Genomic DNA, 19924 nt, shown 5'->3' with positions numbered 1-19924 from the left:
TATAGAGATGCAAGAAATCAGCTTCCGAAACGATATTTTGCCGTTGAAGGATAAACTCTTTCGATTGGCTCTCAGAATCACCCTGGATAGGGCCGAAGCCGAGGATGTCGTTCAGGACACCATGATAAGAGTGTGGAAGATGCGTGATGAGTGGTCTCAAATTGAATCGGTCGAAGCTTATTGCCTGACAGTGGCAAAGAATCTGGCGATAGATCGAAGTCAAAAGAAAGAGGCTCAAAACGTGGAACTCACCCCCGAGATGGAGGAAGAACCTGATGCAAACAGTCCGTATGACCAGATGATTCATGATGAGAGAATGAACATTATTAATAGACTGGTAAACGAACTTCCCGAAAAACAGCGGCTTATCATGCAACTGAGGGACATTGAAGGTGAAAGCTATAAGAAAATTGCAGGGTTGCTGAATCTGACAGAGGAACAAGTTAAAGTGAACCTCTTCAGAGCCAGACAAAAAGTAAAACAAAGGTACTTAGAAATTGACGAATATGGATTATAAGGATATAGAACAGCTCCTGGAGCGATACTGGCAATGCGAAACTTCCGTTGAGGAGGAAGCAACATTGCGCGACTTCTTCGCAAAGGAGGAAGTTCCGGCTCATTTGCTTCGCTATAAAAACCTGTTTGTTTATCAACAGGTTCAGCAGGAAGTAGGACTGGGCGAAGACTTTGATGCACGTATTCTGGCAGAGGTGGAGCCTACGGTTGTAAAAGCGAAACGCTTGACGCTGGCCGGTCGTTTTATTCCTCTGTTCAAAGCCGCTGCCGTGATTGCAATCATCCTTTCTTTGGGGAATGTGGCACAACATTCTTTCTCCGGAGATGACGGAAGTGTATTGGCAACGGATACCATTGGTAAACAAGTAACTGCGCCGTCGGTCGCTATCTCGAATGATGTGAAAGCGGAACAGGTTTTAGCCGATAGTTTGGCGAAGATCAACCACAAGGTGCAAGTTATAAACGAATAGACATTTTCATTTGCTTTAAACATATAATATAGTTAGTGTGCTTAATTAAAACAACAACGAAGGCGAAACTGTGAAGTTTTCAATTCTCTCAAATTTTTAGATTAAAACTAACTAAATAAATGGGCTACCGCGCGATGCAGTAGCCCTTTTATGTGTTTTAGACTGTCTTTATTTGATTTGCCGTATGTTTTTCCGTGGAGCATCCACTTCTTGTGGATTGCCTTTATAGGCAATATCGCCACTTCCTTTCACGCGGGCAACCAGCTTCTGACTTGCATGGCAACTGATGTTTCCGGATCCACTGATGCTTGCATCCGTATTTTCTGCTTCTAAATCTGCAGCCTGAATGTTTCCCGATCCGCTAATAGAATATTTTGCTTGAATGGCTTTGCCTTTAAGATTGATGTTGCCCGAACCGGAAATTCCTGCCTGACATTCCTGACTCTCAATTTGTTGCAGTCTTACATCTCCCGATCCATTAATTGAAACAGCCATTCTTCGGCAGTTAAGCCCTTCTCCCTGAATGTTTCCCGAGCCGTTTATATGGAACTCGATATCTTTAGAAGTTTGTATTCCATTGATTAATTTTATATTTCCCGAACCATTAATCGTTAGCTTATTCAGTTCCGGAGCAAAAACTTTTATTTCCAGTTTCCCTTTCCGGATACTGACATTCTTCTTGAATTTAATAATTAATGTATTGCCGTCTACATACGTTTCTACAAGTGGTATAATGTTATCGGAGCCATGTATCTCAACGTGGCTGAGTGTATCTTGGTGATAACTGATATTGGCACTTCCCAATAGTTTGATTTCATTGAAGTGGTCGGCTTTTACTTCTTGGGAGATGTAGTTCTTGCTGCCTACTACGTGTTTTCTCTGCAAGCAAGAGCCGGCAGTAAGTACTAGAGACAATCCGGTGACTAATACGAGCAATAAACTTGTTTTCATAATTATGTTTTTCTATGATTGATATGGCAGTTAGACGGAAGAGTCTGATATAAAGTTGCATCTTCCGCGAAGTTTTTCATTAGAATCTTCTTTTTTATTACTTTTGTGCCTGTTGATAGGAGGATTATAATGGATAAGATCATAGAAGATGACGAATTAGGACGTCTGATAGTGCGCGTCAATTCACGTGCGAGGAGTCTTGTATTCCGTACAAAGAGTGATGCTGTTTATGTTTCGGTTCCTCCCGGCACTACATTGAAAGAAGTGAAGCAGGCGGTCGAGAATCTGCGTGGTAAACTTCTGGCCTCCCGACAAAAACTAGCCCGGCCGTTGATTGATCTGAATTATAAAATTGATGCGGAGCACTTTAAACTATCCTTGGTTTCCGGTGAAAAAGATCAGTTTCTGGCTAATTCCCGGTTGGGAGTTATGGAAATAGTTTGTCCGCCTCATGCGGATTTTACGGATGAGAAACTGCAAAGCTGGTTGCATAAGGTAATCGAAGAATCGTTGAGGCGGAATGCGAAAAGTATCCTTCCTTCACGTTTGGCCTCCTTGTCCAAGCAATGCGGACTTCCCTATTCAAGTGTGAAAATAAACTCCAGTCAAGGCAGGTGGGGAAGTTGTTCGGCTCGAAAAGATATTAATTTATCCTATTATCTGATTTTACTGCCTTCTCATTTAATAGACTATGTGTTGTTGCACGAATTATGTCATACGCGTGAGATGAATCATAGCGAACGATTTTGGGCGTTGCTAAATCAGCTTACAGAAGGAAAAGCATTGGCTTTAAGGGGAGAATTAAGAAAGTACCGTACGGAAATTTAGAATGTTTCATTGCCGGATTAGTGGCATCGTATTGTCACACTTGTGCCACCACGTTGGCACAGTCGTGCCAATGCGATGGCATAGTTGTGCCAACGTGGTGGCACAAACTTAGTTAATATGCCCTTATTGTTTGGCTAATTGTTTAATTCCGTCTGATTCTTTTTCGAACTGATAAGTCCCTCCTTTTTCACTAAGATCAAACGTAGACACTAATTCTGTGTTATTATCTACAATCAGCAAGGCGCTCTGTTCGGCAAAACGTCCCACTTCTACTGTGTAAGGTTCTTCCGACATGGTTTTGTTGGAGATCAGACTGTCATTGACAAACAAAGAGATGGAATCTCCGGCAAACCCCTTTACCAGACTGATTGTATAGCTCTCGATAAAATGACGTTCTTCCTGCTTTTCCCGTTGTAGTCGCATGCTCATATAGACAAAAATAACTACGACAAAAATGACGGCAAAAGCAAGCAGCCCGTTACCTACCATAAACTGTTTATTTGTGTTGAGACGATGTGCCATAGTCGTTATTTTTTGAATTACGGCGTAAAGATACGAATATAGCACTGTTAATTCATACTTTTTTTCTTTAATGTTTTGTAGTCGAACAGATTATTTATATCTTTGCAACCGAAAACGGATGAAAGGTGGAGGGGCAATTAAGCTCCTTTTTTTGTTCTTATATAGCTAATAAATGATAGAAAAGAAAACTGTTTGTCAGATTGTAGAAGAGTGGCTGGAAGGAAAAGACTACTTTTTAGTAGAGGTAACCGTGAGCCCGGATGACAAGATTGTGGTTGAAATAGACCATGCAGAAGGTGTTTGGATCGAAGATTGCGTGGAGCTTAGCCGCTTCATAGAGTCGAAACTGAACCGCGAAGAGGAAGATTATGAACTGGAAGTAGGGTCGGCTGGGATCGGACAACCCTTTAAAGTTCTGCAACAGTATTATATCCACATCGGACAAGAGGTGGAAGTGCTGACCGGAGACGGACGGAAGTTGGCCGGCATACTGAAAGATGCCGATGAAGAGAAGTTTACGGTAGGCGTACAAAAGAAAGTAAAACCCGAAGGATCAAAGCGTCCGAAACTGGTAGAAGAGGACGAAACCTTCACTTATGAGCAAATAAAATATACTAAATACTTAATTAGCTTTAAATAGTTATGGCCAAAAAAGAAGAAACAATCAGCTTGATTGATACATTTTCGGAATTTAAGGAACTGAAGAATATCGATAGAACGACGATGGTTAGCGTACTCGAAGAGTCGTTCCGTAGCGTAATCGCGAAAATGTTTGGCACCGATGAAAATTACGACGTGATCGTGAACCCGGACAAGGGTGACTTCGAGATATGGCGTAACCGTGAAGTTGTGGCCGATGAAGATCTGACTAACCCGAATATGCAGATCTCGTTGAGCGAGGCACAGAAAATTGATGCTTCTTACGAAGAAGGTGAAGAGGTGACTGACGAGGTGATCTTTGCCAAGTTCGGACGTCGTGCGATCCTGAATCTTCGCCAGACGCTGGCTTCCAAGATTCTGGAACTCGAAAAAGACAGTATTTATAATAAATATATAGATAAGGTAGGTACTATCATCAATGCGGAAGTATATCAGATCTGGAAAAAAGAGATGTTGCTTTTAGACGATGAAGGAAACGAATTGCTGTTACCTAAGACCGAACAAATCCCGAGCGACTTTTATCGTAAAGGTGAGACGGCCCGTGCAGTAGTTGCCCGCGTGGATAACAAGAATAATAATCCTAAGATTATCTTGTCACGTACTTCTCCCGTTTTCCTGCAACGCCTGTTCGAGATGGAAGTACCCGAAATTAATGATGGTTTGATTACCATCAAGAAGATTGCCCGTATCCCCGGCGAACGTGCCAAGATTGCGGTGGAATCTTACGATGACAGAATCGACCCTGTAGGAGCCTGTGTAGGTGTAAAGGGAAGTCGTATTCATGGCATTGTTCGTGAACTTCGCAATGAGAACATCGACGTAATCAATTACACATCGAACATCTCATTGTTTATACAGCGCGCTTTAAGCCCGGCTAAGATTTCTTCTATTCGTCTGAACGAGGAAGAGAAGAAAGCAGAGGTATTCCTCAAACCGGAAGAAGTTTCGCTGGCTATCGGTAAAGGCGGTTTGAATATCAAACTGGCCAGTATGTTGACTGAGTACACTATCGACGTGTTCCGTGAGTTGGATGAGAATGTAGCTGACGAAGATATCTATCTCGACGAGTTCAGAGACGAAATCGACGGATGGGTGATCGACGCTATCAAAGCTATCGGCATCGATACAGCGAAGGCTGTGTTGAATGCTCCTCGTGAGATGTTGATTGAAAAGACGGACTTGGAAGAAGAGACAGTGGACGAGGTAATACGCATTTTGAAATCGGAGTTTGAAGAAGAAGATCCTTCTTCAATTGAAAATTAAAAATTAAAAATTAAAAATTAAAAAATTGCGATACAACATAATGTAGCAGACTTTTATTTTTTAATTCTCAATTCTCAATTTTCAATTAAACAAGCTCCATTTATTCATTAATTTTAAAATATGACGATAAGGTTAAACAAAGTTACAAGAGATTTGAACGTAGGAATCGCGACGGTAGTTGAGTTCCTGCAAAAGAAAGGGCATACCGTTGAGGCTAATCCTAATACCAAAATTAGCGAGGAGCAATACGCTATACTCGTAAAGGAGTTTAGTACAGATAAGAACCTTAGACTTGAATCGGAGCGTTTCATACAGGAACGTCAGAATAAGGAACGTAATAAGGCGTCGGTATCGATTGAAGGCTTCGAAAAGCAGCCCGAAAAGCCGAAGTCGGAAGATGTGATTAAGACAGTCGTACCTGAGGATGCACGTCCGAAGTTTAAACCTGTCGGAAAAATTGATTTGGATAAATTGAACGGTCGTAAACCTGAAAAGGTGGAGAAAGCACCGGAACAGAAACAGGAAGAACCTGTTGTAGAACGGCCTGTCGTTAAACCCGAAGTGGAAAAGGAGCCCGAGAAGAAAGAACCCGAGGTGAAGAAGGAAGAGGTGGTGACACCTCCTGTTTCTGTAGTAGAGCCTGCTCCAGTGGTGGTTGAGCCCGTAGTAGTGCCGGAACCTGTAGTGGAGACGAAGCCGGTAGAAGTTGAAAAAGTAGTGGAAGTAGTGAAAAAAGAAGAGCCGAAGGTAGTAGCAACTGCACCTGTGAAGGCGGAAGAACATAAAGAAGAAAAAAAGGTGGAAACTGCACAGGCTGAAGTAACCCCGGTAGCGGAAAAGGCTCCGGAGGATGATGGTGTTTTCAAAATCCGTCAACCGGAATTAGGCGCGAAGATTAATGTGATCGGTCAGATCGACCTGGCTGCATTGAATCAGTCTACTCGCCCCAAGAAGAAATCGAAGGAAGAGAAACGTCGCGAACGTGAAGAAAAGGAAAAAATCCGTCAGGATCAGAAGAAGTTGATGAAGGAAGCTATCATCAAGGAAATCCGTAAGGATGATTCTAAATTGGCGAAGAGCGGACCTAAGGACAGTGCGGAAGCAGCTGCAAACAAGAAGAAACGGAACCGTATCAATAAAGAGAAGGTGGACGTTAACAATGTTGCAACTTCCAACTTTGCTGCTCCGAGACCTAATGTACAGGGTAAAGGCGGCAATGGTAACGGTCAGGGCGGTCAGGCCAACGGACAGGGAAATAACAACAGAAGAAATAACAACAATAAAGATCGCTTCAAGAAGCCGGTTATCAAACAGGAAGTGAGCGAGGAAGACGTAGCAAAACAGGTAAAAGAAACCCTTGCACGTCTGACAACCAAAGGTAAGAATAAAACGTCCAAATACCGTAAAGAGAAACGTGAAATGGCTTCCAACCGTATGCAGGAACTGGAAGATCAGGAAATGGCAGACAGCAAGGTATTGAAGTTGACCGAGTTCGTTACGGCTAACGAATTGGCAACGATGATGGATGTTTCGGTTAATCAGGTTATCGCTACTTGTATGAGTATTGGTATCATGGTTTCCATCAACCAGCGTTTGGATGCGGAAACCATCAATCTGGTGGCTGAAGAATTCGGATTCAAGACTGAATATGTAAGTGCGGAAGTGGCACAAGCTATTGTTGAAGAAGAAGATGCTCCGGAAGATTTGCAACCGCGTGCTCCGATTGTAACGGTGATGGGACACGTTGACCACGGTAAGACTTCTTTGCTCGACTATATCCGTAAGGCGAATGTAATTGCCGGTGAGGCTGGAGGTATTACCCAGCATATCGGTGCTTATAACGTGCAACTGGAAGACGGTCGTCGTATTACATTCCTCGATACTCCGGGTCACGAAGCGTTTACCGCTATGCGTGCTCGTGGTGCCAAAGTAACGGATATTGCTATCATTATTGTGGCTGCCGATGATAACGTGATGCCACAAACGAAAGAAGCGATCAATCACGCGATGGCTGCCGGTGTACCTATTGTATTTGCAATCAATAAGGTCGATAAACCGACTGCAAATCCGGATAAGATTAAAGAAGAATTGGCTGCGATGAATTACCTTGTTGAAGAATGGGGTGGTAAATATCAGTCACAAGATATCTCTGCCAAGAAAGGTATGGGTGTGGAAGACTTGCTGGAAAAAGTATTGCTCGAAGCAGAAATGCTCGACCTGAAGGCAAATCCGAACCGTAATGCTACGGGGTCCATCATCGAATCTTCACTGGATAAGGGACGTGGATATGTAGCTACTGTATTGGTATCTAACGGTACTCTGAAAGTGGGAGACATCGTATTGGCGGGAACCAGCTACGGACGTGTGAAGGCTATGTTCAACGAACGTAACCAACGCGTCAAGGAAGCAGGACCTTCCGAACCGGCATTGATCCTGGGATTGAATGGTGCTCCTGCTGCAGGTGATACATTCCATGTAGTCGAAAGCGATCAGGAAGCTCGTGAAATCACTAATAAACGTGAGCAGCTGGCTCGTGAACAAGGTTTGCGTACGCAGAAGATCCTTACATTGGATGAGTTGGGTCGTCGTATTGCTTTGGGTAACTTCCAGGAATTGAACATCATCGTTAAGGGTGACGTGGATGGCTCTGTGGAAGCATTGAGCGATTCGTTGATTAAGTTGTCTACGGAACAAATTCAGGTAAATGTTATCCATAAGGGTGTAGGAGCTATTTCTGAATCTGATGTTTCTTTGGCTGCCGCTTCGGATGCGATTATTGTCGGATTCCAGGTACGTCCTTCGGGTGCTGCCGGTAAGATGGCCGATCAAGAGGGTGTTGACATCCGTAAGTATTCTGTCATCTACGATGCAATCGAAGAGGTAAAGGCTGCTATGGAAGGTATGTTGGCTCCGGAAGTAAAGGAACAGATTACTGCAACCATCGAAATCCGCGAAGTATTCAATATCACGAAAGTCGGTCTGGTAGCCGGAGCGATGGTGAAGACCGGAAAGGTGAAACGCAGCGACAAGGCTCGTTTGATCCGCGATGGTATCGTAATCTTTACCGGAAACATCAACGCATTGAAACGTTTCAAGGACGATGTGAAGGAAGTAGGTACAAACTTCGAGTGTGGTATCAGTCTGGTGAACTGCAACGACATGAAGGTAGGCGATATGATCGAGACATTCGAAGAAATAGAAGTGAAACAGACACTGTAATAGGCAGTGCTGAATCAATATCAGGCACGGATTACGCGGATTTCACGGTTCTTTAATAAATCCGTGTAATCCGTGAAATCCGTGCCTGAATTATATCATAGAATAGAAGAATATGGCAACGATTGATATAATTATCCTTATTGTAATAGGCGCCGGAGCGATTGTAGGTTTTGTAAAAGGCTTCATTCGTCAGTTGGCTTCTATTTTGGGGTTGATAGTCGGTCTGATGGCAGCGAAAGCTCTGTATGCCTCTTTGGCGGAGAAGCTTTGCCCGACAGTGACGGATTCAATGACAGTTGCACAAGTGTTGGCTTTTATCATGATCTGGATTGCCGTACCATTGATCTTTGTATTGATTGCCTCGCTATTGACAAAAGCAATGCAGGCTATTTCGCTGAACTGGCTGAATCGCTGGTTAGGAAGTGGGCTGGGAGCACTTAAGTTTCTGTTGTTAACGAGTGTAGTGATTGGTGCGATAGAGTTTGTGGACAGCGATAATAAGTTAATTAGTGCAACAAAAAAGGAGGAATCTTTGTTATATTATCCGATGGAAACGTTTGCGGGGATCTTTTTCCCTGCTGCGAAGAATATGACGCAACAATATATATTAGAGAATAAAGATAAAGATGCAACAAGAACCCAATAAAATGAAACCCAATCAGAAAGACGAACTTGAAAAGAAGACTGATAATGAGTTTGTCCGGAAATTTGCGGAGGAGAAATATAAATACGGCTTCACCACAGAGGTGCATACGGACATCATTGAGCGTGGACTTAATGAAGATGTCATTCGTCTGATTTCATCGAAAAAAGACGAACCGGAGTGGTTGCTGGAGTTTCGACTGAAAGCGTATCGCCATTGGCTGACGCTGGAAATGCCTACCTGGGCACATCTCCGTATCCCTGAAATTGATTATCAGGCAATTTCTTATTATGCCGATCCGACAAAGAAGAAAGAAGGACCGAAGAGCATGGAGGAAGTCGATCCTGAACTGATAAAGACGTTTAATAAACTGGGAATTCCTTTGGAAGAGCAAATGGCTCTTAGTGGAATGGCAGTGGATGCCGTTATGGACTCTGTTTCCGTAAAGACTACCTTCAAGGAAACGCTGATGGAGAAAGGGATTATATTCTGTTCGTTCAGTGAAGCCGTGCGGGAGCATCCGGATCTGGTGAAGAAATATATGGGCTCGGTAGTAGGTTATCGGGACAATTTCTTTGCAGCGTTGAATTCCGCAGTGTTCTCTGACGGCTCTTTCGTGTATATTCCGAAAGGCGTACGTTGCCCGATGGAGCTTTCCACTTATTTCCGTATCAATGCCCGTAACACGGGACAGTTTGAGCGTACGCTGATTGTAGCGGATGATGATTCGTATGTTTCTTATCTGGAAGGATGTACGGCTCCGATGCGGGATGAAAATCAGTTGCATGCCGCTATCGTTGAGATCATTGTGCACGACCGTGCAGAAGTAAAATACAGTACCGTTCAGAACTGGTATCCGGGAGATGCGGAAGGCAAGGGCGGTGTATACAACTTTGTGACCAAACGCGGTAACTGTAAAGGAGTGGACAGTAAATTATCCTGGACACAAGTGGAAACCGGTTCGGCAATCACCTGGAAATATCCTTCCTGTATCCTGACGGGCGATAACTCGACTGCTGAATTCTATTCCGTAGCTGTAACGAATAACTATCAGCAGGCAGATACCGGAACGAAGATGATTCATCTGGGTAAGAACACCCGTAGTACGATTGTAAGTAAAGGTATTTCCGCCGGACATAGTGAGAACTCCTATCGTGGGTTGGTACGCGTGGCCGAGAAAGCGGATAATGCCCGTAATTATAGCCAGTGTGACTCTCTGTTGCTGGGAGATAAGTGTGGTGCACATACCTTCCCGTATATGGATATTCACAATGAGACGGCAGTGGTAGAGCATGAAGCTACGACGAGCAAGATCAGTGAAGATCAGATATTCTATTGCAACCAGCGCGGTATTCCGACAGAAGATGCTATCGGACTTATTGTGAACGGATATGCAAAGGAAGTGTTGAATAAACTTCCGATGGAGTTTGCGGTAGAAGCACAGAAGCTGCTTACCATCTCATTGGAAGGAAGCGTGGGGTGATTTACTATTTGACAATTTACGATTTACTATTTGGCTGTGTGCTTATTGGAGGTAAATTGTCGGTAGTATAGGTTTTTAATAGTAAATAGTAAATGAAAAAATAGTAAATATAATCATGTTAGAAATAAAAGACCTGCATGCCAGTATTAATGGCAAAGAGATATTGAAAGGTATTAACCTGACGGTGAATCCCGGTGAGGTGCACGCTATTATGGGACCGAATGGTTCCGGTAAAAGTACGCTTTCCTCCGTATTGGTGGGTAATCCGGCTTTTGAGGTAACAAAAGGTTCGGTCACTTTTTATGGAAAGGATCTATTGGAGTTGAGCCCCGAAGATCGTAGCCATGAAGGAATCTTCCTTAGTTTCCAGTATCCCGTAGAAATTCCGGGTGTGAGCATGGTGAACTTTATGCGTGCTGCTGTGAATGAGCAACGCAAATATAAAGGTCTGCCTGCACTGACCGCCAGTGAGTTCCTGAAGCTGATGCGTGAGAAACGTGCGGTGGTGGAGTTGGATAATAAACTGGCTAACCGTTCGGTGAATGAAGGCTTTTCCGGTGGTGAGAAGAAACGGAACGAGATTTTCCAGATGGCTATGCTGGAACCGCGTTTGAGCATCCTCGATGAGACAGATTCCGGTTTGGATATTGATGCACTCCGTATTGTTGCGGAAGGGGTGAACAAGCTGAAAACTCCTGAAACAAGTACAATCGTTATTACCCACTACCAACGTTTGCTCGATTATATCAAGCCTGATATTGTGCATGTCCTTTATAAAGGTCGTATCGTAAAAACTGCCGGACCGGAACTTGCTCTGGAACTGGAAGAAAAAGGATATGATTGGATCAAGAAAGAAGTAGGAGAATAATTTTAGGCACGGATTACACGGATAACGCGGTTTTGCTCATGTATTTTAAACTGTGAAATCCGTGTAATCCGTGCCTGTAAATAAAAAAATATAAGCTATGATGGTTGAACAACAATATATAGAACTTTTCTCACAGACGGAAGCGATGATCTGCAAGCATAGTGCCGAAGTGCTGAATGCGCCTCGTGCATCAGCATTTGCCGATTTTGAGCGACTCGGATTTCCGACCCGTAAGATGGAGAAGTACAAATATACGGATGTGAGCAAGTACTTTGAACCGGATTTCGGTTTGAACTTGAATCGTTTGGCTATTCCGGTCAATCCGTATGAGGTGTTTAAGTGTGATGTGCCGAATATGAGTACCTCCTTGTATTTTGTGGTAAATGACACATTTTATAATAGAGCACTTCCCACAGGAAATCTGCCGGAAGGTGTGATTTTCGGCAGCCTGAAAGAAGTGGCCGAGCAACACCCGGAGTTGGTGAAGAAGTATTACGGTCAACTGGCAGATACTTCCAAGGATGGTGTGACTGCTTTCAATACCGCTTTTGCACAAGATGGCGTTGTCTTCTATGTGCCGAAGAACGTGGTGGTGGAAAAAACGATCCAGTTGGTAAATATCCTGCGTGCAGATGTTAACTTTATGGTGAACCGTCGCGTACTGATTATTCTGGAGGATGGCGCGCAAGCCCGTTTGCTGATTTGTGACCATGCAATGGATAATGTGAACTTTCTGGCGACACAAGTCATTGAAGTGTTTGCAGGTGAGAATGCGGTATTCGATATGTATGAACTGGAAGAAACACATACAAGTACAGTTCGTATCAGTAACCTGTATGTAAAGCAAGAGGCCAACAGCAATGTATTGCTCAACGGAATGACTTTGCATAATGGTACTACCCGCAACACGACCGAAGTGCTGCTGGCAGGAGAAGGAGCCGAAATAAATCTTTGTGGTATGGCGATTGCTGACAAGAACCAGCACGTAGACAATCATACAAGTATTGACCATGCCGTACCGAACTGTACCAGCAATGAGCTGTTCAAGTATGTACTCGACGACCAGTCGGTAGGTGCGTTTGCCGGATTGGTACTCGTGCGTCCCGATGCACAACATACGAATTCCCAACAGACTAACCGGAATCTGTGTGCTACGCGTGATGCAAGAATGTATACACAACCTCAATTGGAGATTTATGCGGATGATGTTAAATGTTCGCATGGAGCAACAGTAGGTCAGTTGGATGAAGGCGCATTATTCTACATGCGTTCGCGTGGTATTGCAGAGAAAGAAGCCCGTCTGCTGCTGATGTTCGCATTTGTCAACGAAGTGATCGATACCATTCGTTTGGAAGCGCTGAAAGATCGTTTGCATCTATTGGTAGAGAAACGTTTCCGTGGCGAGTTGAATAGATGTCAGGGTTGTGCTATTTGTAAGTAACCACTAAAAAATAATGAACGTGGATATTCAAAAGATACGTGAAGATTTTCCGATATTGAGCCGTACGGTTTACGGTAAACCTTTGGTTTATTTCGACAACGGTGCGACGACACAGAAACCCCGTTTGGTGGTTGATGCGTTGGTGGATGAATATTATTCCGTCAATGCCAATGTGCATCGCGGCGTACATTATCTTTCCCAGCAAGCTACGGAACTGCATGAAGCTTCCCGTGAAACGGTACGTCAGTTCATCAATGCCCGTAGCACGAATGAAGTTGTCTTTACACGCGGAACAACAGAAAGTATCAACCTGCTTGTTTCCAGCTTTGGCGACGAGTTTATGGAAGAAGGGGATGAAGTGATTGTTTCCGTGATGGAACATCATAGTAACATCGTTCCCTGGCAACTGTTGGCTGCCCGCAAAGGAATTGCCATTAAAGTGATTCCGATGAACGACAAAGGTGAACTTCTGCTGGATGAATATGAAAAACTATTTTCCGAACGTACGAAAATAGTCAGTGTGGTTCATGTATCGAACGTACTGGGTACAGTGAATCCGGTGAAGGAGATGATCGCAACAGCTCATGCGCATGGTGTACCTTGCCTGATAGATGCTGCACAGTCTATTCCTCACATGAAAGTAGATGTACAGGAGTTGGATGCCGATTTTCTGGTATTCTCCGCCCATAAGATATATGGTCCGACAGGTGTCGGAGTGCTTTACGGAAAAGAAGAATGGTTAGATCGCCTTCCTCCTTATCAGGGAGGAGGAGAGATGATTCAGCATGTCTCTTTCGAGAAGACCATTTTTAATGAACTTCCTTTCAAGTTTGAAGCCGGTACGCCCGACTATATCGGAACTACCGGACTGGCAAAAGCCCTTGATTATGTGAATGGACATGGTATTGAACAGATAGCCGCCCATGAGCATGAACTGACAACTTACGCTTTGCAACGCTTGAAAGAAATCCCCCATATGCGTATATTCGGTGAAGCAGCCGAACGGGGAGCAGTCATTTCCTTCTTGGTGGGAGATATCCATCATTTCGATCTTGGCACGTTGCTGGATCGTTTAGGTATTGCCGTGAGAACGGGGCATCATTGTGCACAACCTCTCATGCAACGTCTTGGCATAGAGGGAACTGTACGTGCTTCGTTTGCCATGTACAATACCAAATCGGAAATAGACACATTGGTGGCAGGGATTGAACGTGTCAGCAAGATGTTTTAAAGATATGAGCTGCTATTCCTGCGGAGTAGCAGCTTTTTTATTCTTTAACTAAAAAAAGATGCAGTCAAGTGCAGTGATTGGGACTTTCGTGCGTCTAATAAGTAAAGAAACAAAATGTTCATTGAATATCAGGAGGGTCGTGAGACCATGCTTATATTATATAAATTCTCTCTCTTTAACATTAATCGCAGCTATATCGTAAAAAATTACGGTGTAGCTGCAACTTTTTTAGGGGACTTCCCCGTCTAATGGAATAGTTGTAACCATTGAAACAGCTGTTACGATTGAAGATGAATTGAATATTATTGTGTGTAAAAAGAAAGGGGAAACGCTCATAACAGCGAATCCCCTTTTTTATTGATTACTTCATTCCTTTTTATTCGGCAGTCAGCTCAATTACGCGGCTGAAAGCTTGATTTGTCGTGAAAGCATTGATTCCCACTTTCATCAGATAATCTCCTGAATAAGTATTCTCATTGGCAGCCAGATTCGATTTGGAATTCGGCATCAGGTTGATTTCTTTCACCTTATACATTTTCTTCGCATCCAGTCCCTGAAGTTTTACCGGGAGCAGTTTCTCACCGAAACGTGGGTGGATATCATAGGTATAAAGTACAGCTTTGTTCTTATCCGGTGAGGTATACATGAGAGACATGTGATTGCCATCGTAGGGAGAAACCAGTCTGTATTGATCGCCGTCCAGAATCACTTTTTTCAGACGCGTCCAGTTGGCAACCGCATTCTGGCAATAAGTCTGTTCATCTGCATTCAGTTCCTTCAGTCCGAGGTCAAAGCCCAGTTTGCACATACTTGCCACATCCGTACGGAACTTCACGCTTGTCTTCTTGTTCCAGCTGGTTACGTGTGCACACATGGCCTTTGCCGGGAAGATTTGTGAGAATCCCCACTGGATAAACAGACGTTCTATCGGGTCTGTGTTGTCGCTGCACCAAAATTCTGTGTAATATTTCAGAGCTTCGTAGTCGCAACGGGCGCCACCGCCGGAGCAGAGCATCATTGGCACGTTCGGATATTTGTCTTTGACGCGTTTCAATACATTGTATATACCACGTACATGGTCGATATAAAGTTGTCCCTGCTTATTTTTTAAATATGGAGAATAAACATTCGTAATTGGAGAGTTACAGTCCCATTTAAAGAAAGCCACTTCCGGATTCTCTGTCAGGATCTTATCCACTACGCCATATACAAAGTCCTGTACTTTCGGATTGCTAAGATCGAGTACCAGCTGGTTACGGTAATAGTATGTTTCGCGGTTAGGCAGCTGGATAGCCCAGTCGGGATGCTTTTCGAACAACTCACTTTTAGGGTTGACCATTTCGGGCTCAATCCAGATACCAAATTTCACTCCGGCTTTTTTGGCAGACTGTACAAGGGCAGGAATACCGCCCGGCAGTTTGGATCTCATCACTTCCCAGTCACCCAGTCCGGCATTGTCACTGTTGCGTGGGTGCTTGTTGCCAAACCAGCCGTCATCCAACAAGAACATATCTACACCAAGATGTTTAGCTTCTTTCATCAATTCGGCAAGCAGTTCCTCATTGAATTTGAAGTAAGTATTTTCCCAGTTGTTTAATAAAGTCATGCGGTCGCCTTGTCCGTCTTTCAGCTGGTAGTTGCGTGCCCATGCGTGAAGGTTGCGGCTGGCTTCACCCGTGCCGTTGTTGCTGAAAGTAAAGATGAATTCAGGAGTTGTAAACACTTCATTCGGCTTCAGTTCATAATCAGATGCATAAGGATTGATGGCAGGGATTACACGGAGATTACCTACGTTGTCCACTTCGAAAGTGAACTGGAAGTTTCCTGTCCATCCGATAGTACCTAGCATGGCACGTCCCTGTGCTTCCTGTGCCGGTTGTTCAAAACCAAGCTCGAAGAACGGGTGGGTGTGCATGGCAGCACGGCTTCCCAGTTTGGTGTCGATCACCTTTTTACCAAACAACAGAGGTTGTGTGCTCATTTGTGCTTCTTTTGCCCAATCGCTGCTGAATTCTGTCAGGTAATATTCGTTTCCGGAGAAATAAAGCATTGTGGAAGCATAACGCCATAAGGTCACAGGCTTTTTTTCTGCATGTTTGATTTCACTCCACGTCTTGATGACGTTTTCTTTCGGATAAGCGATGTAATGCAGTGTGACTTCCACCGGGTATTGATCGTCTTTTAGTTGAATGATCGTTTCCGTTCCACCCGCCACTGCCTTCTGCTCGGATGATATATAGCGGAGAATCGTACTCGGGTTCCCGTCATTGTGCGTGATGGCTACAGCCGGTTCAAAATAATCTTCGGCGCCGGAGCCCGGATATACTTCCCATCCGCGGGTGGATACGCTACCGTCACTTCCTCCTTTTACGTAAGGAGAAAAGTTGTTGATATCTTTCTCGTTCAGTAACTTATCGCCCAGATAAGCCTGATAGAGTCGTCCGTTAGGAGCTACTTGGAGAATTAAGTCAGTGTTGTCCGTTGCGATGCGGATAACGTTCTTTTCTTGGGCGTCCACTTGCGCCAGGGTAAACAATGCCATAAGTAATACGAAAAGTTTCTTCATGGTTTTTTAATAATTAATCAGGTATTAGTTAGTTTGTGGGCATAGAATGCCGCAAAGATAATTATAATGGCATAGAAATGAATCATTTCACCACAGATTATTTCTTTCCTCTGTATACTCGGTGTCCTCTGTGGTGAAATAGAAATGTTCATAACCAGTGCGGAAATAAGGGATAAAGTAAATAACCACAGCATGTTCATTTGTTTAAAGAGATGTATAAAAGATAGAATGATTCAGCTTTATAAATTCTTTCTTTTTTTACTTGCTTATTTCGTTTGATTTCCATACTTTTAGCCTTCGTAAACCCTTTAAAAATTGATCCTATGGACAACATTCTTTTCTGGCTGGTTCCAGTCGCTTCCGTGTTAGCCCTCTGCTTTGCTTATTACTTTCATAAGCAAATGATGAAAGAGAGCGAAGGTACACCCCAAATGATAAAGATAGCTGCTGCTGTGCGCAAAGGAGCTATGTCTTATCTGAAACAGCAATACAAAATAGTAGGCTGGGTATTCTTGGGGTTGGTTATTCTGTTTTCAATTATGGCCTATGGCTTTCATGTACAGAATGCATGGGTTCCCATTGCTTTTCTTACAGGCGGATTTTTCTCCGGACTTTCCGGATTTCTAGGGATGAAGACGGCGACTTATGCATCGGCTCGTACCGCTAATGCTGCCCGCACTTCTCTGAATGCAGGGTTGAGGATTGCTTTCCGAAGCGGCGCGGTGATGGGATTAGTTGTAGTTGGTCTGGGATTGCTCGATATATCTTTCTGGTATCTGTTGTTGAATGCAGTGATTCCTGCTGATGCGCTGACACCTACTCATAAACTCTGTGTAATTACTACTACCATGCTGACTTTCGGTATGGGTGCTTCTACGCAAGCACTCTTTGCCCGTGTAGGTGGTGGTATCTATACGAAGGCAGCCGATGTTGGAGCCGACTTGGTAGGTAAAGTAGAAGCCGGAATTCCGGAAGATGACCCTCGTAATCCTGCCACCATTGCCGATAATGTCGGTGACAATGTCGGTGACGTAGCCGGTATGGGAGCCGACTTATATGAATCTTACTGTGGCTCGATTCTGGCAACAGCTGCACTGGGTGCTGCTGCTTTTATCCATTCGGCAGATACAGTGATGCAATTCAAGGCGGTTATTGCTCCGATGTTGATTGCAGCTGTTGGTATTATCCTTTCTATTATAGGTATATTTGCTGTCCGTACTAAAGAGAATGCAACTATGAAAGATTTGCTCGGTTCGTTGGCTTTCGGTACGAACCTTAGCTCCGTGCTTATTGTTGCAGCTACATTCTTAATCCTGTGGTTCTTGCAGCTTGATAACTGGATTTTGATTTCTTGTGCCGTAGTAGTCGGATTGTTGGTAGGTATTGTCATCGGACGCTCTACGGAATATTACACTTCCCAATCCTATCGCCCTACCCAAAAACTAAGTGAGAGCGGTAAGACTGGACCTGCTACCGTTATTATTTCCGGTATTGGTTTGGGTATGCTTTCAACGGCTATTCCTGTGATCGCAGTGGTTGTCGGTATCATAGCTTCCTATTTGTTAGCTTCCGCAGGTGATTTTGCCAATGTCGGTATGGGACTGTATGGTATCGGTATTGCAGCTGTCGGTATGCTTTCTACCTTAGGTATCACATTGGCAACGGATGCTTACGGGCCGATTGCGGATAATGCGGGAGGTAATGCGGAAATGTCCGGCCTGGGTGCTGAAGTTCGCAAACGTACTGATGCGCTCGATTCATTGGGTAATACAACTGCCGCCACGGGAAAAGGTTTTGCTATAGGTTCCGCTGCACTGACAGGTTTGGCTTTGCTGGCTTCTTATATTGAAGAAATCCGAATCGGTCTGACACGTCTTGGTAATGTGGACCTGACTTTTGCAGATGGAAGTTCTATCAGCGTAGCAAATGCCACTTTTATCGACTTCATGGATTATTACGAAGTACACTTGATGAATCCGAAAGTACTTTCGGGCATGTTCCTCGGTTCAATGATGGCTTTCCTGTTTTGTGGTTTGACAATGAATGCAGTAGGACGTGCGGCAGGACACATGGTTGACGAAGTGCGCCGCCAGTTCCGTGACATAAAGGGTATTCTGACTGGAGAAGCCGAGCCGGATTACGAACGTTGTGTTGAAATATCGACAAAGGGTGCGCAGCGTGAGATGGTTATTCCTTCCTTGATTGCTATTGTTGCTCCGATTCTTACAGGATTTATCTTTGGTGTTCCCGGCGTACTCGGTCTGCTGATTGGTGGCTTGAGCACTGGTTTCGTATTGGCTATCTTTATGGCTAACGCCGGAGGTGCATGGGATAACGCAAAGAAATATGTGGAAGAAGGTAACTTTGGTGGAAAAGGCGGTGAAGTGCATAAAGCAACCGTAGTAGGAGATACAGTAGGTGATCCGTTTAAAGATACCTCCGGTCCGAGCTTGAATATTTTGATAAAGCTTATGAGTATGGTCGCCATTGTGATGGCAGGACTTACTGTTGCTTGGAGTTTATTCTAAAAAAGCAGAAGAGAAATAAGAAAAAGGAGACAAAACAAGTCTCCTTTTTCTTATTTGAATTACCTTTGTGTCAAAATAGAAGCAATAAATATGTTATTACCTTATTTGAACGAGAATCTGATTGAGGCCGGATGTGATGAGGCCGGTCGTGGGTGTTTGGCGGGAGCGGTATATGCTGCTGCAGTTATTCTTCCGAAGGATTTTAAGAATGAACTGTTGAATGATTCCAAACAACTGACGGAAAAGCAACGTTATGCATTACGTGAGGTAATAGAGAAAGAAGCGATTGCTTGGGCGGTTGGCATTGTGTCACCGGAAGAAATTGATGAAATAAATATCCTGCGGGCTTCTTTTCTGGCGATGCATCGTGCAGTGGACCAGTTGTCCACCCGTCCCCAACATTTACTGATCGACGGTAATCGTTTCACTAAATACCCCGGTGTTCCTCATACTACAGTAGTGAAAGGAGACGGGAAATATCTTTCAATAGCAGCAGCTTCTATTTTAGCCAAAACATATCGAGACGATTATATGAACCGCCTTCACGAAGAATTTCCGTATTATGATTGGGACCACAATAAAGGTTATCCAACTAAGAAACATCGTGCCGCCATTGCCGAACGTGGCACTACTCCTTACCATCGCATGACGTTCAACCTGTTGGGAGATGGACAGTTGACTTTGAACTTCTAAGGTCGCTTTATTTCATTTTGCACATATTTTCTACATTTTTTT

16 protein-coding genes are annotated in these 19924 nt (G+C 44.0%); 13 read left to right on the top strand and 3 right to left on the bottom strand.

Translation table 11 applies throughout. The features are described from left to right. The first annotated feature begins 7 nt into the window (after positions 1-7). Positions 8-517: an RNA polymerase sigma factor gene (locus tag I2I13_RS04595; protein WP_148364171.1), complete on the top strand. Its 510-nt coding sequence runs from the start codon at positions 8-10 to the stop codon at positions 515-517. After that, positions 507-986: a hypothetical protein gene (locus I2I13_RS04590; protein WP_148364170.1), complete on the top strand. Its 480-nt coding sequence runs from the start codon at positions 507-509 to the stop codon at positions 984-986. Before I2I13_RS04595 ends, I2I13_RS04590 begins: the two co-directional genes overlap by 11 nt. A gap of 168 nt (positions 987-1154) precedes the next feature. On the opposite strand, the gene I2I13_RS04585 is transcribed toward I2I13_RS04590, so the two are convergent. Further along, positions 1155-1937, bottom strand: a complete 783-nt coding sequence (locus I2I13_RS04585) for a head GIN domain-containing protein (protein WP_148364169.1) — start codon at positions 1935-1937, stop codon at positions 1155-1157. A 129-nt stretch (positions 1938-2066) separates the two neighbouring features. Here I2I13_RS04585 and I2I13_RS04580 point away from each other — a divergent pair, with 129 nt between their 5' ends. Then, the gene (locus I2I13_RS04580) at positions 2067-2765 is read left to right on the top strand and encodes a SprT family zinc-dependent metalloprotease (RefSeq protein WP_148364168.1); all 699 of its coding nucleotides are present in this window, start codon (positions 2067-2069) and stop codon (positions 2763-2765) included. Between the two features lie 123 nt (positions 2766-2888). On the opposite strand, the gene I2I13_RS04575 is transcribed toward I2I13_RS04580, so the two are convergent. Further along, positions 2889-3287, bottom strand: coding sequence for a hypothetical protein (locus I2I13_RS04575; protein ID WP_148364167.1), 399 nt, complete (start codon positions 3285-3287; stop codon positions 2889-2891). Positions 3288-3459: 172 nt separating this feature from the next. On the opposite strand from I2I13_RS04575, the gene rimP reads away from it, so the two are divergent. The 8 genes from rimP (at position 3460) to I2I13_RS04535 (ending at position 14095) form a co-directional block, all read left to right on the top strand. Continuing rightward, positions 3460-3927 (top strand): ribosome assembly cofactor RimP, encoded by a 468-nt coding sequence (rimP, locus tag I2I13_RS04570; RefSeq protein ID WP_148364166.1) that lies wholly within the window; start codon positions 3460-3462, stop codon positions 3925-3927. 2 nt (positions 3928-3929) lie between these two features. Then, positions 3930-5210 carry a transcription termination factor NusA gene (gene nusA / locus I2I13_RS04565; RefSeq protein WP_117932414.1) on the top strand — a complete coding sequence of 427 codons (1281 nt, stop codon included), beginning with the start codon at positions 3930-3932 and terminating at the stop codon, positions 5208-5210. Between the two features lie 120 nt (positions 5211-5330). Beyond that, positions 5331-8429, top strand: coding sequence for a translation initiation factor IF-2 (gene infB, locus I2I13_RS04560; RefSeq protein WP_195357704.1), 3099 nt, complete (start codon positions 5331-5333; stop codon positions 8427-8429). A 112-nt stretch (positions 8430-8541) separates the two neighbouring features. Further along, positions 8542-9075 carry a CvpA family protein gene (locus I2I13_RS04555; protein WP_148364164.1) on the top strand — a complete coding sequence of 178 codons (534 nt, stop codon included), beginning with the start codon at positions 8542-8544 and terminating at the stop codon, positions 9073-9075. A gap of 1 nt (position 9076) precedes the next feature. After that, the gene (gene sufB / locus I2I13_RS04550; RefSeq protein ID WP_004307399.1) at positions 9077-10555 is read left to right on the top strand and encodes a Fe-S cluster assembly protein SufB; all 1479 of its coding nucleotides are present in this window, start codon (positions 9077-9079) and stop codon (positions 10553-10555) included. Between the two features lie 115 nt (positions 10556-10670). Further along, a complete protein-coding gene (sufC, locus tag I2I13_RS04545; protein ID WP_004298251.1) occupies positions 10671-11423 on the top strand; it encodes a Fe-S cluster assembly ATPase SufC in 753 nt (250 codons plus the stop codon). A 97-nt stretch (positions 11424-11520) separates the two neighbouring features. Next, positions 11521-12864, top strand: a complete 1344-nt coding sequence (gene sufD / locus I2I13_RS04540) for a Fe-S cluster assembly protein SufD (RefSeq protein ID WP_004298250.1) — start codon at positions 11521-11523, stop codon at positions 12862-12864. A gap of 19 nt (positions 12865-12883) precedes the next feature. Beyond that, complete coding sequence (locus I2I13_RS04535) at positions 12884-14095, top strand: aminotransferase class V-fold PLP-dependent enzyme (RefSeq protein WP_195648974.1); 1212 nt, start codon at positions 12884-12886, stop codon at positions 14093-14095. Between the two features lie 376 nt (positions 14096-14471). Here I2I13_RS04535 and I2I13_RS04530 read toward each other — a convergent pair whose 3' ends face one another. Then, positions 14472-16661, bottom strand: coding sequence for an alpha-galactosidase (locus I2I13_RS04530; protein WP_195648916.1), 2190 nt, complete (start codon positions 16659-16661; stop codon positions 14472-14474). 323 nt (positions 16662-16984) lie between these two features. Here I2I13_RS04530 and I2I13_RS04525 point away from each other — a divergent pair, with 323 nt between their 5' ends. Next, on the top strand, positions 16985-19189 hold the full coding sequence (locus tag I2I13_RS04525) for a sodium-translocating pyrophosphatase (protein WP_195648915.1): 2205 nt from the start codon (positions 16985-16987) through the stop codon (positions 19187-19189). A 90-nt stretch (positions 19190-19279) separates the two neighbouring features. Beyond that, positions 19280-19882 carry a ribonuclease HII gene (locus I2I13_RS04520; protein WP_074558286.1) on the top strand — a complete coding sequence of 201 codons (603 nt, stop codon included), beginning with the start codon at positions 19280-19282 and terminating at the stop codon, positions 19880-19882. Positions 19883-19924: the final 42 nt, after the last annotated feature.

This window comes from Bacteroides sp. D55t1_190419_B8 (assembly GCF_015558905.1).
Lineage (GTDB): Bacteria > Bacteroidota > Bacteroidia > Bacteroidales > Bacteroidaceae > Bacteroides > Bacteroides vicugnae.
This window is presented reverse-complemented; position numbering and strand designations above follow the sequence as displayed.